The sequence below is a fragment of the Leptolyngbya cf. ectocarpi LEGE 11479 genome (genome assembly GCF_015207065.1).
Lineage (GTDB): Bacteria > Cyanobacteriota > Cyanobacteriia > Phormidesmidales > Phormidesmidaceae > Leptothoe > Leptothoe ectocarpi.
Genome location: NZ_JADEXP010000125.1, coordinates 1 through 15,884, shown reverse-complemented (window position 1 = coordinate 15,884; position 15,884 = coordinate 1). Strand labels below are relative to the sequence as shown.

18 protein-coding genes are annotated in these 15,884 nt (G+C 45.0%); 9 read left to right on the top strand and 9 right to left on the bottom strand.

Features of this window, described 5'->3' with window-relative positions:
* Together IQ260_RS14625 and IQ260_RS14620 are read right to left on the bottom strand one after the other, a co-directional pair.
* Positions 1–457 (bottom strand): metallophosphoesterase (locus IQ260_RS14625; protein ID WP_193993844.1); only part of this gene is annotated, 457 nt, incomplete at its 3' end.
* A gap of 156 nt (positions 458–613) precedes the next feature.
* Positions 614–1,090, bottom strand: coding sequence for an Hsp20/alpha crystallin family protein (locus IQ260_RS14620; protein ID WP_193993843.1), 477 nt, complete (start codon positions 1,088–1,090; stop codon positions 614–616).
* Positions 1,091–1,397: 307 nt separating this feature from the next.
* On the opposite strand from IQ260_RS14620, the gene IQ260_RS14615 reads away from it, so the two are divergent.
* From IQ260_RS14615 to IQ260_RS14605, 3 genes are all read left to right on the top strand, one after another.
* Positions 1,398–3,080, top strand: a complete 1,683-nt coding sequence (locus IQ260_RS14615) for a WD40 repeat domain-containing protein (RefSeq protein ID WP_193993842.1) — start codon at positions 1,398–1,400, stop codon at positions 3,078–3,080.
* A gap of 102 nt (positions 3,081–3,182) precedes the next feature.
* The gene (gene psb35 / locus IQ260_RS14610; RefSeq protein ID WP_193993841.1) at positions 3,183–3,362 is read left to right on the top strand and encodes a photosystem II assembly protein Psb35; all 180 of its coding nucleotides are present in this window, start codon (positions 3,183–3,185) and stop codon (positions 3,360–3,362) included.
* A gap of 742 nt (positions 3,363–4,104) precedes the next feature.
* Complete coding sequence (locus IQ260_RS14605) at positions 4,105–5,340, top strand: hypothetical protein (protein WP_193993840.1); 1,236 nt, start codon at positions 4,105–4,107, stop codon at positions 5,338–5,340.
* A gap of 33 nt (positions 5,341–5,373) precedes the next feature.
* Here IQ260_RS14605 and IQ260_RS14600 read toward each other — a convergent pair whose 3' ends face one another.
* Entirely contained in the window at positions 5,374–5,709 is a 336-nt protein-coding gene (locus IQ260_RS14600; protein ID WP_193993839.1) for a XisI protein, read from the bottom strand.
* Positions 5,710–5,740: 31 nt separating this feature from the next.
* Positions 5,741–5,890 carry an element excision factor XisH family protein gene (locus IQ260_RS14595; protein ID WP_193993838.1) on the bottom strand — a complete coding sequence of 50 codons (150 nt, stop codon included), beginning with the start codon at positions 5,888–5,890 and terminating at the stop codon, positions 5,741–5,743.
* Positions 5,891–6,228: 338 nt separating this feature from the next.
* On the opposite strand from IQ260_RS14595, the gene IQ260_RS14590 reads away from it, so the two are divergent.
* From IQ260_RS14590 to IQ260_RS14575, 4 genes are all read left to right on the top strand, one after another.
* The gene (locus tag IQ260_RS14590) at positions 6,229–6,486 is read left to right on the top strand and encodes a hypothetical protein (protein WP_193993837.1); all 258 of its coding nucleotides are present in this window, start codon (positions 6,229–6,231) and stop codon (positions 6,484–6,486) included.
* A gap of 151 nt (positions 6,487–6,637) precedes the next feature.
* Complete coding sequence (locus tag IQ260_RS14585; protein WP_193993836.1) at positions 6,638–7,057, top strand: XisH family protein; 420 nt, start codon at positions 6,638–6,640, stop codon at positions 7,055–7,057.
* The gene (locus tag IQ260_RS14580) at positions 7,045–7,380 is read left to right on the top strand and encodes a XisI protein (RefSeq protein WP_193993835.1); all 336 of its coding nucleotides are present in this window, start codon (positions 7,045–7,047) and stop codon (positions 7,378–7,380) included. Before IQ260_RS14585 ends, IQ260_RS14580 begins: the two co-directional genes overlap by 13 nt.
* A 291-nt stretch (positions 7,381–7,671) precedes the next feature.
* Positions 7,672–7,929: a hypothetical protein gene (locus IQ260_RS14575; protein WP_193993834.1), complete on the top strand. Its 258-nt coding sequence runs from the start codon at positions 7,672–7,674 to the stop codon at positions 7,927–7,929.
* A 75-nt stretch (positions 7,930–8,004) separates the two neighbouring features.
* Here IQ260_RS14575 and IQ260_RS14570 read toward each other — a convergent pair whose 3' ends face one another.
* Positions 8,005–8,304 carry a YdcF family protein gene (locus tag IQ260_RS14570; protein WP_193993833.1) on the bottom strand — a complete coding sequence of 100 codons (300 nt, stop codon included), beginning with the start codon at positions 8,302–8,304 and terminating at the stop codon, positions 8,005–8,007.
* Positions 8,305–8,733: 429 nt separating this feature from the next.
* Here IQ260_RS14570 and IQ260_RS14565 point away from each other — a divergent pair, with 429 nt between their 5' ends.
* Together IQ260_RS14565 and IQ260_RS31040 are read left to right on the top strand one after the other, a co-directional pair.
* A complete protein-coding gene (locus IQ260_RS14565) occupies positions 8,734–11,385 on the top strand; it encodes an SdrD B-like domain-containing protein (protein WP_193993832.1) in 2,652 nt (883 codons plus the stop codon).
* Positions 11,386–11,888: 503 nt separating this feature from the next.
* Positions 11,889–12,056, top strand: coding sequence for a hypothetical protein (locus IQ260_RS31040; protein ID WP_228016096.1), 168 nt, complete (start codon positions 11,889–11,891; stop codon positions 12,054–12,056).
* Positions 12,057–12,249: 193 nt separating this feature from the next.
* Here IQ260_RS31040 and IQ260_RS14555 read toward each other — a convergent pair whose 3' ends face one another.
* From IQ260_RS14555 to IQ260_RS14540, 4 genes are all read right to left on the bottom strand, one after another.
* Positions 12,250–12,741 carry a YdcF family protein gene (locus IQ260_RS14555; protein WP_228016095.1) on the bottom strand — a complete coding sequence of 164 codons (492 nt, stop codon included), beginning with the start codon at positions 12,739–12,741 and terminating at the stop codon, positions 12,250–12,252.
* 149 nt (positions 12,742–12,890) lie between these two features.
* Positions 12,891–13,796 carry a glycosyltransferase family 2 protein gene (locus tag IQ260_RS14550; RefSeq protein ID WP_193993831.1) on the bottom strand — a complete coding sequence of 302 codons (906 nt, stop codon included), beginning with the start codon at positions 13,794–13,796 and terminating at the stop codon, positions 12,891–12,893.
* Positions 13,797–13,997: 201 nt separating this feature from the next.
* Entirely contained in the window at positions 13,998–14,681 is a 684-nt protein-coding gene (locus IQ260_RS14545; protein ID WP_193993830.1) for a class I SAM-dependent methyltransferase, read from the bottom strand.
* Between the two features lie 121 nt (positions 14,682–14,802).
* A partial coding sequence (locus IQ260_RS14540) for a glycosyltransferase family 4 protein (protein WP_193993829.1) occupies positions 14,803–15,884 on the bottom strand: 1,082 nt, incomplete at its 5' end.

Here is a 15,884-nt window from a genome sequence, read left to right as displayed (position 1 = left end):
ATAACAGTCCTAGCCATAGTGGGACGTTGTAATAGTCGTGATTGCCCGGTGACGGTAGCAACGGTTTCCGAAAGATCATCTGGTCGTAGGCAATTTGTTGGGGCTGTTCACCGCCGACTAAATACTCTCGGTAGGGATTGATAAAGTTGTCAAAGTATTGCTCCTGGGAACCGACTAGATAGACAATATCCCCGGTGTGCAAAATAAACCGGCTTTCTGCATCGTGGGCATGCATCAGCTCGGCGACTCGGCGTTGGGGGCTATCTCCCCGATAGCGTCCGGTGCCGCTATCCCCCAGGACTAAAAACGAGAATTTGCTGTTATCGGTGTGGCCGTCATCAATGTGGAGTCGGGTTTGGTCAATGCGGCGCTGCTGTATGACCGGATGCTGCCACTGGATGCGATCGCACATCTTTTGAATCTTGGTCGAAGCCGGTGCATCAGTGACTAACAGCATAGGGTTTGGGTAGGCAGAACTTTCTTAGGGTGCCAGATAATAGTTAACTTTGTATAAACGCATCGACAAGGCAAGGGCGATGATGCACCTTGTAAATACATCATCGCCCGTCTCTGTGGCCGCTCTGTGGCCGCTCTGTGGAAGTGGTGCCAGCCGTTAGGAAACCGCTACTGGCTGTGCGGCTTGCGGCTCGCTAAGACTGACTCGGAAGACGCGATCGCGTTCGTCATCCGCTTTGGGAATGGTCAACATCAGCATGCCGTTACGCATGTCTGCCTTTGCTTCCTTATTTTTGACCTTAGTATCCAAGGGAATAACGCGACGGAAGCTACCGTACAGAAACTCGCTAGAAATTAGGTGTTCGCCGTCTTGCTTCTCGGCGGGGCGATAGTCACCTGAAATCAGAACGGCCCCCTGGGAAACATGGACCTCAATATCGTTCGCCTCCAGACCCGGCAGTGCTATCTGCAGTTTCACGACTTCATCTGTCTCGCGAATCTCCACCGCAGGCAGCCAGTTTTCCTGGCGAGTCCAGGATGAGACACGGGTAGCGTCCATGCCATCAAACAGCTTATCTAAGCGATAGCGTGCTGTGTCAGCTTCATTAAAAGGCTCTAATCGGATAATAGCCATAGGCAATAATCCTCCTGTAAGTTCAACAATTTACGGACTCGCAACTGGTGGCATTTAACATGCACCGCACCCTGAGGGTTGCGAATCAACGTCGGGCTCGAATCGGCATGTTACTCACCTGACCCTTGGCCAAGCACCAAATTCGAACCATGCTTATACTAAAAAATTTTGCCCACCTGATTCATCTATCAAAAGTAAGAACCTGCTCTGAGTCGTCTTCGGCACGACGTTATCTGAAAGATTAAGATGTAACATGGGCTACTTAATGAGTGGAGCTGCTGTTAATTTCGTTGGTATTAGTCATCCCATGGCCAACCCGGTTCATCTGGCCTTAATTCAAAAAGGCGTCGATGCTTGGAACCTCTGGAGAGAAGAGCATCCTGTCCGAGAGCTAGACCTGAGTGGCGCTGATCTCGCTCAGGTAAATTTACGGCTAGCCTGGTTGGCCGACGTGAATTTACAGCAGGCCAACCTCACAAATACCTGTTTGCAAGGCGCAAATTTAGAAAACGCCAATCTATGTGGAGCTGTGCTTAGGCAGGCCGATCTGAGTCAGGCTAACTTAAACGCAGCTGACCTGACCAATGCAAATTTGCAAGGGGCAAATTTGACTCAGGCCACACTGCAAAAAGCAATTTTGATGAATACTGATGCGATCGCAGCTAATTTTATCGCAGCTGATCTAACCGGTATCTGTAGTCAACAATGGCGTATCAGCATAGAAACCAGATTTAATCAGGTCTACTGTGACTATGTATATTTACGCTATCCCTTCCAAGAACGCTATCCAGAGATTGGAACATTTTCAGTAGACACATTCACTAAGTTTATTCAGACAGCCCTAGAGGTTCCAGACCCCGATTTGGCCGCTCCATCAGCGCTGGATACTCCCACGCCTGAACAAGATGCTCTATCGCCTGCAGCCGAGCATCAGCATCGTCCCCAGCCATTCTTGCAGCTAAAACATTATCTCCCGTGGGTTGGCGTTGTTCTCCTACTGCTCAGTGTTTACGGCGGCATCCAGTGGGTGCTCTATGGAGGCCCCATCCGGACACCTGCTGCCCTATCAAAACCAGAAGAGAAAGACACAGCGGGTGGCTCAGACCGTACCGATGTCACCCTCCGCCGTACCTTAGAAAACAAGTCAGCCGCTGTGTGGGCTACCGTACTCAGCCCCGATGGCAAAACTCTCATTAGCAGTGGCGATGATGCCAACATTTACATCTGGAACCGACGACGAAATCGGATTATACGGACCTTAAAAGGCCATACAGATGTGGTACGCACATTAGCCATGAGCCAGTCTGGTGAGCTACTAATCAGCGGCAGTGGAGACAGCGATCTCAAAATTTGGCAAGTAAAAACGGGTCGATTGCTACAAACCCTAGACAAACACACCAGCCCTGTTTGGTCAGTCGCCATTACCCAAGACGGCCAAACAGGGATCAGCAGCAGCTATGACGGCACCATCAAGGTTTGGGACGTGCTCTCTGGCCGATTGCGCTATCGCATCGCGGCCCACGAGGGTCCCTGTTGGGCGATTATCCTGAGTCCAGACCAGCAAACCATTATTAGCAGTGGCGCCGATCGTAAAATTAAAGTCTGGGACTTATCAACGGGTGAACTGCGTCAGACATTAGAAGGCCATACCGATACAGTGCGTGCCATTGCTATTCATCCCACGGGCCAGCAAATGGCCAGCGCCAGCTGGGATAAAACCCTTAAAATTTGGAATCTAGCCACGGGTGAACTGATCCGCACCTTAGAAGGCCACACAAGTCGGGTAACTACTGTCGTTTTTAATGGCGATACCCTCGCCAGCGGCAGTACTGACAATACCATTAAACTATGGAATTCCCAGACGGGAGAACTCTATCAGACACTGACAGACCATACCGATTGGGTGCTGACATTAGATACAGACCTCTCTGCCCAAACTGTTGTCAGCGGCAGTAAAGATAAAACACTCAAAATTTGGCAGGCCCCATAACAGCAGAGAAAGCTGTTGTCATTACCTCAAGTCTATCTGGCGATAGATGTTAATGGCGATGGAGAATTCTACTATGGTCACAGTTAAGAAAAAGAGGTCCATATGCATCTCCTGCTTCAAGCGAGCGAAGCTGCTCCCTATTCAATTTCGTTAGGACTTGTGGTTGCCGCCGGATTTGCAGCCGCAGTCACCATTGGCTCAATCGCCTGGTATAACTCTAAGCGTCCACCGGGTTGGGAAGGTAAAGAGCGTCCTGATATTGTTCCTAAAGTTGAGAAGTAACGCCTGGAACTTGGCGAATCAACAGATATAAAGCGCGTAAGTTGTGATTCCAACTTACGCGCTTTTGTTTTACAAACATTCTCCTGACAAAAAGATCTACTCACTACGAAAAGATTCGATCACTACTCCTTTTAGAATTTTGTCGCAGCGCGCAAAATTCTAAACCACCCAACCGAGCGCTCCCTATACTCCTAGGGATATCAATAATATTTTTCCGTGGGTTCTAGGGCGGCGGAACGCCCTAGCCATGGGGAAACCCCAGTTTGCCTAATTGAGATAACCGAGTTACTTCCGAAAAGGGAACTCGGAGGGACACCACGCAGCCGGTTTTGCAGTTGCTCAGTCGTCTAAAGTACATCAAGAATTAATCGATAAAAGCAAAAAGGGTCGCTCAGGGCTTTCCTCCCTGAAACCCTCCATTCGTGGGGGCCTAAACTCCCCCACACCCCCCGAAAGTAGGTTGTTTGTTAATAGCGAAAAATTCAGGTGGGGACTGGGTTACGGTGGGGTTCAGGGTATAGGTTATATAAGCACTTTTTCAAAAGCTTCTTAGGTAAATAATAGGATCGATGCAGTCACAGCTGTCCTCTGGACCATATTAACTTCGATCCAGTTCGGAGAACTTCGTCTCACTTCTTTACCACTATTATCTCTTCAGATAACCACCCTTCACTCATTGAGGCTGCATCAACATCATCGGCACAATAGGTAAACCACACCAGGCCTACAGCCTCTTGATCCCATGTTTACCAAACTGTGTCGTTTCCTACGACGTTTTCTACACCGCACTCGCACCATTAACAATGAGCCGCTCAATAAGGTCAGTCTAATTGTCGTCATCCTGATCGACATTGTAATCTTGAGCAATGTGTTTATCGGCCTCAATGATATTGCTTACTGGCACATCTCCCCGACCAGTGCATATCCTTGCTACGACGAATGGCGTGACTATCGTGCTCAGACTGCTGATAATAAAGATTTTGAGATTGTCCGCCGGGCCGCCTTACCCAGCCCGACGACAGCTCAGTTACGGTATCAGCAGGGTGGTGCAGATCGTTTAGGTGAGGTTAGTTCGGTTTGTTGGCAGTATGGGGAGGCTAAAGATGCGGTTCGATCCGCTGATAATGAGGCTATTTTGCAAGAGTTGAGGGAGGGGGAAGATGAGATCGCAACCCTCAACGCCACCAATTCTAAAATTCGTCAACAGTACGACTCCACACTGCTAGAAGAGATCGCTGGCCAGCCCCGTGATCAATCGATCAATCAGGTCAGTGCCGCCCAGGCAAAGACAACGCTGGCTGATAATGAAGCCAAGATTAACGCGCTCAATGCTGAGATGTCAGCGTTGAAAAATCGGCTACTGGCACAGCCAGCCAGTGCGGCATTTTTGGCATTGCTAAAGCAGGATGCCCCATTTCAAACGGTTGAACAAGGATATAAAAAGGCAGATTTCTGGTATCCCAGCATTCAGCTAGTGTTCCAGGCAGTTTTCCTGATACCGCTGATTTTAGCCGCCCTGGCTGTCTACACGGTGGCTCAGCGTAAACACTATGGGCTGATTGCCTTAATCAGCTGGCATCTGCTGGTCATCTTTTTTATCCCATTGATTCTCAAAGTGTTTGAGTTTCTACAGATGGGCGTGATTTTTACGATTGTTTTTGATATTGTTGGTGCTCTGTTTGGCAGACTCCTATTTTTGGTCAGCTATGTTTATATTTTACTGATTCCGCTGCTAGGGTTTGGGGTCATCAAGTTCGCTCAACGGTTTATCTTTAATCCTAAGCTGCAGGCCGCTGGCCGAGTACAAAATTCACGCTGTATTAAGTGTGCAAAAAAGATTAAGGCCCATGACGCCCACTGTCCTCACTGTGGCTATCATCAGCATCGAGAATGTGGCCACTGTCAGCAGCTGACATATCGATATCTGCCCTACTGTAATCACTGCGGAACCACTCAAACAACAGAAACCATAGGCTGAATAATTTTCGACTTGGCGTGCTGTTCTATGAGGCTATCCGACAGCATAGTCTGATAGTTCACGCATATAGCTGGGGTGGAAACCAAGAACGATGTCTTGTTTGGGTACACCTTTATCGACAAGTTCTTGAGCCAGGTCGTGTTCAGTGGAGTTGGCAAGTAGCCAGATTTTGTTGTTACGGATGGTGAAGTGCATGGGGCAGTGGTGGACCCAGCGTTTTTGTAGCCAGCCTGTGTGCCAGATTTGGTAGTGATGACGCTCTGTATCAAAGGAGACATCCACCTCAATGTCTCCATAGGCTGGCTTCGTTTTGGCATGTTCTAATAACAGGTCCTGAATGGTTTTTTGATACTGGTTTAGTTGATCCATTGCACAATCTCCTGAGTTGAAACGTCGTAAATCAGAAGCTTGAGAGTATTATTTTTGACAACTGTTTTTGGGAAGTCAAATCGACACCACCTGCTTTCAAGTCGAGGGGATCGTGGGTAATTTTCCACTGTTCTTTTAGGAGTGCTGTCCTGACAACGTTATGAAATGTGTCCTTAGCCACAACAGTGCTCCAAACCGTACATAGTCATTATACGACTGCATCATATGCTTCGGATTTTCCTTCTTTCCACAGCTGCTTGACTCTTCAATCTGGGCCTGATAGCCTACACAATAAGCAACTGATTCTAGTTGTTTTTTCGCACCCAAAAATTTAGCCGCGCGAGATGGAAGTGCTGACAACACGACCACCTCGCTAACCCCTCGACTGCTACTACCAGTCGGTGAGCTGTGAGCATTTTACAGCCACCCTGAGTTTAGTTGCAGGGTGGCTGAGTTTTTGGGGGCCTTTCCTCCGTCGTTTTGCAGCCCCAGCTGCCTGTTTATAAGGAAAACGCCCCTATGACTTTTCTAGATCAGACACCTGAGGTGTCGCCTGCTTTACCTGCCGAATTTTCTATGCCCTCTGGCCCCGGCAGCAGTATCCGTCATATTTTGCTGGGTCATCCTGGCCATATTCGTCAGACCATCCATCTGCTGCACAACCTGCGCTACGTAGAAACCAGTCAGTGGAGCCCTTTGATTGAGGTACCCGAGCAAAAGCTAATTTTGAGACCAGAGCCAGATGAAGTGATTAGCATGCTGGTGAGGCGATTGTAAGCCAACAGTACTAGGGATGCTCAGTCAGCGACCGGACATCCTTAAAAAGGCTATATTCCTTACATTTCAAGTGTTTTAGCCGAATCATTCTATCAAGCCTAATCGGTACCGATTAGGCTAAAATTCTATTGATCGCATCTCTATCTAGTTCATGTCTAAGCGTGATGTTTTTCATCCGGTTGTTAAATCAGCTTTGCAGAAGGATGGCTGGGTGATTACAGCTGACCCTCTACGGATAGAATCTGGTGGAATCAACGTTGCTATTGATTTAGCGGCTGAGCGACTGATTGCTGCTGAGCGTAATGGTCAACAGATCGCTGTAGAAATTAAAAGCTTTTTGTCAGGAGCGTCTGCTGTTTCAGAATTTCATACGGCTTTAGGGCAGTTCTTGAACTATCGTGCTGTTCTAAAGCTTGATTCTCCTGAAAGGGACTTGTTTTTAGCGGTTCCCCTTAATGCTTATGAAACCTTCTTTCAACTACCAATGCCTAAAGGACAAATTGAAGAGTTTCAAATAAAGCTGCTGGTCTACAATCCACAAAAGGAGATTATTGCCTTATGGAAAAGCTAGCGCACTATCAGCAGTTTGTTCAAAATCTGTTGAGCCGTTATGTAGAATGTCAGCCTACTTCGGGAGAAACGGAGATTCAGGCTGTTTTTGATACTGTTCGTAACCATTACCAGATTATGCATGTGGGCTGGCAGGGGTCACGTTGGGTACACAGTTGTTCTGTACATGTGGATATCAAAGATGGCAAGATTTGGATTCAATGGAATGGAACTGAAGATGACTTGGCGCAGGAACTGGTGGAGCTAGGGGTGCCGAAAAACGATATTGTGATTGGTTTTCATACCCCTTTTATGCGTCAGTTTACGGACTATGCAGTAGGCTAAGTTGGGAATTCTGTTCCCTCATGACTGCTTGACTCTTCGATCTGGGCCTGATAGCCTACAAAATAAGCAACTGACTCTAGTTGTTTTTCGCACCCAAAAATTTAGCTGCGCGAGATGGAAGTGCTAGCAACACGACCATCCCGCTAACCCCTCGACTGATGTACCCAGTCGGTGAGCTGTGAGCATTTTACAGCCACCCTGAGTTTAGTTGCAGGGTGGCTGAGTTTTTGGGGGCCTTTCCTCCGTCGTTTTGCAGCCTGAGCTGCCTATTTGTAAAAGGAAAACGCCCCTATGACTTTTCAAGATCAGACACCCCAGGTGTCGTCTGTTTTGCCTGCTGACTTTTCTATACCGTTAGAACCTGGCAGCAGCATCCGCCATATTTTGCTGGGTCATCCTGGCAGTATTCGTCAGACCATCCATCTGCTGCACAACCTACGCTACGTAGAAACCAGTCAGTGGAGCCCTTTGATTGAGGTGCCAGATCAGCGGCTAATCCTGAGACCAGCTCCAGAGGAGGTTATCAGCATGCTAGTCAGGCGTTTGTAGGTTAGCTACGGGGTGCTTGGCTAGCAACCAAGCACCCTTACTTAGGGCTTGCTGAAAAACTCAATCAGAATACGCCTAGTGTATTGAGTCTGCCAGACGCAAGTATATGTGGCGAACGTTTTCGGCCTGGAGGTTGTCTACTAGTGTGGTGAAGTTGGTAACGGTGTCGGTGGCATGGTAGTCGAGGTTGACCCGGTTTAGAGCAATGTTTTGGGCTAAAAAGAATTGTTTGACCTGGGCAGGTCTGAGCCTACTGGATACCCATACTTGCAGGTTTAAATTTTGGGCAGCTAGCTGGGCTGCGAAGGGTTCTCGGGTGTTGCCGTCACCGAGGAACATTACAGCTTCAGGTTGGGGAGTTTGATATGCAGACAAGATAAACCTACCTTTAACCGATAGGACAACCATAAGGCCAGTGGTTATTAGCGCGATCTCACTGCAGGTAATCTATTGCTGCCAAGCTTTAAACACGGTTTTGAATACTGCAACAGTAGTTTTCCATTACACAATCTCAATCTAAGACTTTTAGGTACAGGTGCTGTTAGAGGCTATCAGTAGTTTTATCTAAAAAATAATGAAAACCCTAAGACTTTTGCTTTTAGATAAAAAAAATACCAAGTTACTGTAAAGTTCAACAGTTATTTTTTTGTTTATGTAAGGATGTCTACTGAAGTGTTCGTGACTCAGCACTGCGTTTGATTGTTCTTCTGAGTATGGAGAAAACAGGGTGCGTCGTTGTTGATAGATGCCGTAATGGTTCTCTGTTAAACATCATATTTCGTATTCTCTACAAATCCTTAGATAATGGCTCAGCCCAATACGTTTGAACAGTATTCTCTCGAACTGTTAAATCGCTTTCGTATCGATCCTCTCAATGAATACGACCGTTTAGTAAATTCGGGCGATGCTGATGTTGACAGTGCAATTTCTTTTTTCAATGTCAATCTGGCACTCCTTGAGAGTCAGTTTTTGGCCCTCGCACCTGCCGCCCCTGTAGCCTGGTCAACACTACTGCATGACTCTGCTACAACACATAACAACTTAATGATCACCTTTGATCAGCAGAGCCATAACCTGCCGGGTGAACCAGGTTTATTACAGCGAGTTCAAAATGCTGGATATAATCCTCAAACCGTTGGAGAGAATATCTTTGCTAACTCAAAATCAGCTTTTCATGGTCATGCTGCATTTGTAATTGATTGGGGGAATACACCAACCGGCATTCAAAATCCGCCAGGACATCGTAATAGTATGATCAACCCTGCTTTTCGCGAGGTGGGTATCAGCATCGTCCCTGAAAACGATCCAAATACGAATGTTGGCCCAGAATTAGTCACTCACCACCTAGCCACCAGTCAAGAGCTCAATTCCAGTAACGAATCCTGGCTGTTAGGAGTTGCTTTTCGCGATACCGATGATGATGACTTTTATACACCAGGCGAGGGACTAGATAATGTAACTGTTAACATCACAGGTATTACTAATAATAGTTTTTCAACTTCGCTATCAACCCAAAGTGCCGGTGGATATCAGGCCCTTCTACCTGAGAATGCCAGCTATAATGTAGATTTTCTGCGAGACGGTAACATCGTCAAATCTGAAACGATTGCCCTAGGAACTGAAAATCTTAAACTTGACTTGTTGCTGGAAGTTGGCACACCACCAGCGGCTGGCAAGGGTAAAATTGTTGGCAATAAGTTTGAAGATGCCAATGGTAATGCTATCTGGGATAGTGGTGAGTCAGGTCTATCAGGTTGGACAATCTTTTTAGATGAGAACGATGACCGACAGCTAAATGCTGGTGAACTATCGACAGTCACTGATGCCAACGGCGAATATATTTTCAACAACCTGGATCCAGGCACCTATGAGGTGCTGGAGGTGTTACAGCCCGGTTGGCAACAAACCTTTCCGGACCCATCTAATCCCATTGGAGCGGAAGTCTATCGTTTTGATGATGGTGAAAACGAAGGGTGGACTTCCTATGGCGATCGTGACCACCTAATTTTCAATACCTTCGAAACCCAGGCTGGTGCAGAAACTATCAATGCAATTACCCTAGAGCTATCGTCTAGGGGGAATCCTAGCAAAGTTTTTCTCTATCAAGATGCTGATGGTGACGACAGGCCTGACGCGAATGAACAGCTGTTAGAGATCACGACAAATTTAACAGGCAGTGATGACTTTACCTCCATCAGTATTCCAGAAACAACCGTTAGTGGCACATTTTTTGTTGCCGCACTTTACGAGGGGAATGGTACTGGCAATAACTGGATTTATCGAGACAATACTCAGCCAACTGCAGGACAATCCTATGTTGCTCTGTCAAGTCCAGGCTCATCTATTAATCTGAATAGCTTTAGTAGCTCTGTTTTCAACGGGAACTGGATGTTGCGCGCTAGTGCGACAGGTTTGTTGCCACAGCTCGTTACTGTAGCAGCAGATGAAACTATCGCGAATATTAACTTTGGTAATCAGCAGACTGGTATAACTGCATTGTTGCCAATTAAGGTGAACGGAGCAGATAGTCTGAAAGACCCGCTTTCCCATGGTGGGGCTAGTCAAGATATGGGTGATTTTGAGGTTAATGCCAATGCCCGCTCTATCAACCTCACAGGAAATGGATGGAAGCACTTAGCTGGAAACTATAACATCACGTCTAATACAGTACTCAAGTTTGATTATCAAAGTGGTGTTGAAGGTGAAGTTCAAGGTATCGGATTTGATAATGACAATGGCATCAATAATTCAAGCGACCGTAATCATTTCTTTCAAGTGGATGGCACTCAAGGCTGGGGAAACCGGGACTTAGATGCATTCATCACGGCAAATGTAAGTGGAATCACCAGTTACGAAATCCCGGTTGGAGACTTCTTTACAGGTAGTTTCTCTAGATTAGTGATAGGAAATGACCATGATGTCACCAACCCCACCGCATCGGCTACTTACAGCAACATTGAACTGAAGGAGCTTCCCACAAGTGCATTACCAATTAGTATAAATGGGGCAGATAGCCTAAAAAGGCTGCTTTCCCATGGTGGCGCTAGTCAAGACATGGGTGATTTTCAGGTTGATACCAACGCTCGCTCTGTTAACCTCACAGGAAATGGATGGAAGCACTTAGCTGGAAACTATAACATCACATCTGATACATTACTCAAGTTTGATTATCAGGCTGGTGTTGAAGGTGAGGTCCAAGGCATCGGATTTGATAATGACAATGGCATCAATAACTCAAGCGACCGTAATCATTTCTTTCAAGTGGATGGCACTCAAACCTGGGGAAACCAGAATTTAGATGCATTCATCACAGCAAATGTAGGTGGAATCACCAGTTACGAAATCCCGGTTGGAGACTTCTTTGCGGGTAATTTCTCTAGACTGGTGTTAGGCAATGACCATGACGTGACCAGCCCCACCGCATCGGCAACCTTCAGCAACATTGAGCTGTTCTAGTATTTATCGAATCTGTTAGCCATACGGCTAGCAGCAATAGGTTTAGAGGTAACATTGTTATCGCTGACTATAGCATTGTCTAGAACAAGAACTAACACATTGCTATCACTAATTTAGAAAATGGATTTATCTGTTGTAGTCACCATTTGTCTACACCTTGCATCTCTGTTCATACGGAAAATTGGTGACTGTGATACTCTAGACTAATTGAACGATATCAGTAACGTCTCCTTTGTTAGAAAGAAAAAAGGAGACGTTTTTTCGGGCGTTGTTGAATTAGAGGATGCTTTTATCAGGTAAAGTGACATCATTGAACTTGAGATAGTGAATCAGTAATCGAATAGAGTGCGCCATCATCACTCATCTGCAGACTTCGTGTCGCACGAGCTGTGTGCATTTTACAGCCACCCTGAGTTTAGTTGCAGGGTGGTTGAATTTTTTGGGGCCTTTCCTCCGTCGTTTTGCAGCCCCAGCTGCCCATTTTATAAAAGGAAAACGCCCCTATGACTTTTCAAACCCAGACACCCCAGGTGTCACCCGCTTCGTCTGCCGATTTTTCTACGCCATTAGAACCTGGCAGCAGCATTCGTCACATTCTGCTAGGCCATCCTGGTACCATTCGTCAGACCATCCATCTACTGCACAACCTGCGCTACGTAGAAACTAGCTAGCCAGTGGAGCCCTTTAATTGAGGTACCTGACCAGCAGCTAATTTTGAGACCAGCACCTGCTGAGGTAATCAGCATGCTGGTCAGGCGATTGTAAGCAGATTCAGCCATCAGATACCGAGGCCTCCTCTCATTGGGGAACGAGAGGAGACTAACAAGAACACATGAGACATGTCTACTCGTATCCCAATAAATTTTAGGAAGAGCTGATAGGAGGATCCGGGTCCAGACTAGAGCCAGTACGACCAGTGATTAACCATAGCCAGCTGCGAGCCACATCTCGAACAACTTTGTGAGGTGGCTCTGACGGTTCCTTAGAGGGAACAACAACAGGAGTGTAAGCAATACCTCGACTACCTAAAACCCAAAAGGCAATGGCTTTAGCACGAGGCATATGAAAATCTGAGGTGATTAAGTATATATGGTGAATATCTCGGGTCTGGAACTGAGTCACTAAGGTGGTGAAGTTAGTAACCGTATCGGTGGCACGATAATCAAGATTTACTCGAGTTAAAGAAACATCTTCGGTTAAAAAAAATTCGTTGGCTTGAGATGGCACCAGACCACTTGATACCCAGACATCAAGGGTTGAATTTTGTGCCGCTAGCTGAGCTGCTACCGGTTCTCGGGTATTACCACCGCCAAGTACCAAGATTGATTGAGGTCGAGGATGCTGATAGGAAGTCATTAGCATCCTAGCCCATACTGCGAAAGCTGACGCAGTAACGGTAGAGATGGTTGCTATGCCAGCATAAATAAAAAATCGTTGGAACAGTTTGGCCACAATCAAATACTGTCTGATATTAGAATAATGACTAGCCACCGCTCAACCAAACGTTACTGGTTACTTCCGGTAGCAACACTAGATACTTGGTTCATAGCTGCAGCACCAGATTGAACAAGTGGCGTCTGTTTTTCCATACGAATTGAATATAGCTTAGCATCCACTAAAAAGCGATACCAAAATCCCTGCAAAAAGTGAAAAATCAGACCTGGCGTTCCATCTAGAAAACCTAAACCGATGGTGTAACGTAAAAGCCAGTAGATAAAAGCTCGTAGAAATAGCGGGAATCGACTGTATAGGTTGGTTTTAACCCAACGACGTTGCTTGGCTTGGGAAAACTGATCACCCGCTAGGGTATCGGACTGCGCTTCAGCTTCGTTCTTGAGAATATCCTGAACCTCACGATCAGCATAGCGATTGTGCTTATCAACCCAGAAGGTTAATCCTTTTTGATTTTCGTCAATGATGTCGTGATTCAGATTTGCAATTTTGCCTTTAGAAAGAACAATATGTTCATCCATTAAACGCTGTTCGCACGTGCCGTAGCCTGTTCGCCATATGCGCATCAGCCAAGTTGGATAATAGCCACCGTAGCGTATCCAACGCCCCATAAAAAAGACACGTCGTTTTACCTGATATCCAGCTACATCTTTGGGAGCATTAGCTAGCACTTCCGTTAGCTCCTTTGCTAGCTCAGGTGTAAGCCGCTCATCAGCATCGAGACGCATTACCCAAGGGGTAGAGATAGGTAAATTTTCAAGCGCCCAATTAACCTGGGCTGCGTGATTTTCAAATTCGTGTTCAAAAAAATAGCAGCTATAACGATTAGCTACATCTTTGGTTGCATCGGTACTACCAGAATCTACAATGTAGATATCAAGATTCAGGTCACGTAAACTCTCCAAGCAGCAACCTAAATTCTCCTCTTCATTTTTTGTCAGAATGATTATCGATAGCATGGCTATTTTTATTTATAATGTTTGGCATGTATTCACATAGTTTCTATACGGGTTGGGGGAATAAATAATATTTATTCCCCCAACTTAAGTAGATAGACGTTATTCTTTGCAAGATTATAATTTCAGTCAAAACCTTTGTTTTATGGAGGTTTTTGAATTTTACAATCTTCAGATTAACTTCACTAACCTACTTAGAAGAAATTATTTATGCGCCTCAACAACCATAACTGAACCCATGAAAGAAGGTAAATAAGAACTTAAAAAAGAAAAGGGGAAACGCCTTTCGGCTGCATGGAATGAGAACTTCCCTTGAAAACCACAATGTCGAAGAAAGCGAAACAACTCTTTCTTATTGAAGTATCTAATATGCTGCCATTCCCAGATATCTGTCTTGCGACCTTCTGTCCTTCTGGGTACTCCCATGAATAAATAATAGAGACGGTTAACTATCCACCCGTGATTAGGAGTGCTGACTACTAATCTTCCGCCAGGCTTAAGAATTCGATATATTTCTTTAGCTACAAGTTCTGGAAAGAAAAGATGTTCCACATTATCTCCCCAGAATACTTCATCGAAAAAATTATCTTCATATGGATATGGAAGCTCCTCAATATCTCTCTGCAGAGCATTTATTCCTTTTTTAAAGAGCTTATCAACACCATTCTCATTCCACTCAATACCATATGCATCGTAACCTTTATCTAGAAAAAATTTGCTGACGACACCACTACCCGCACCTAAGTCTAGAATGCGTTTTTTCTCTCCATCCTTATAGAGATTGGCTAAGATATGATTTCTCTCATACTGTAAGAAATCAGTCTGATTATCTGAATTATATTCTACATAAACTTTTTCATAGTATTTCTGAATACTCGCATTCTTCATAGTTTGTCTCCTTAAATTTAACTAAAAATGATTACTTTCTTACACTCACATTCAAAACTACAAAGTATGCACATTGATTTCAGGCATCAAAAATATCTTTCTATCTAATACCTTTACAGCCCTAAGCAATCTCACCACATAACTCACTGAAGATACCTTCATATTTCCTAGCAACTCTTTCATAGCTGAACTTAAGGGCGGTTTTTATTGCATTCTTAGATATTTCTTGAGCAATCTCTGGCTGAGATAGAACCTTCAAAAGCTTGTCTTCTAAATTCTCGACTGAACTGTTACATCTGTGATCAAACGAATAACCATTGCTGCCTTCTTTAATAAAGGATTTAAAGCAATCAAGATTTGAAACAATTGGAACTAAGCCAGTTGACATAGCTTCTAATGGAGCGACCCCAAAGGACTCTCCTTTCTCAGCAACTGATGGATAGCAGAACACAGTTGCATTTTGATACTGTTGAGCAAGTTGATCAATATCAAATATAGGCCCTAAAAAATTTACATTTATTCTTCTTGCATCTTCTTTAAGAGAGTTTAAGTATTGAAGACCACCACCACCTTGGCTTTCCAAATGTGGACCCACGATATGTAGTTTTGCAGATGGAATTTTTTGAGAAATACCAGCAAAAGCTTTGATTAGTAGATGTATACCTTTTTCAGGATGAATTCTCCCAACATATAGAATTATCTGCTCACCATCTTTATTTTGGGCCGTAGATTGAAATTGAAATTTAGAAGTGTTGATCGGATTTGGAACAACAACTGTTCGATTAATTAAAGCCAAATTTTCAGAAGCGATGGCTTTTTTCATTGCTTCTGAAGGAACAATTATCTTATCTACTTTCGCGTACAAAAATAGTTGACCTTTGGGATAACGCGCTACGTTAGCAATTACTTTAAATTTCTTGTTGGGAATAAATGAAGACAAATATGGTAACCAAAAGTCATTAATGACTAAGACGTCTGTGTTTGGGATTTTGGATAGCAGAAGCGAAGCATAGAAAAAATCCTTTAGAAGATTGGCGACAATAAGCTTACTTTGTGAAAAGCTATATCTTCTCGTATATCTGACACCATTAATCACTTCATTAGCAGGCTGCCCTTGATATGCTCTGCAAAGTATTTCAACGCGATGGCCACGGCTAGCTAAAACTTCTGCCACTCCTTGCCAACGACGTTCAACATCCGTTC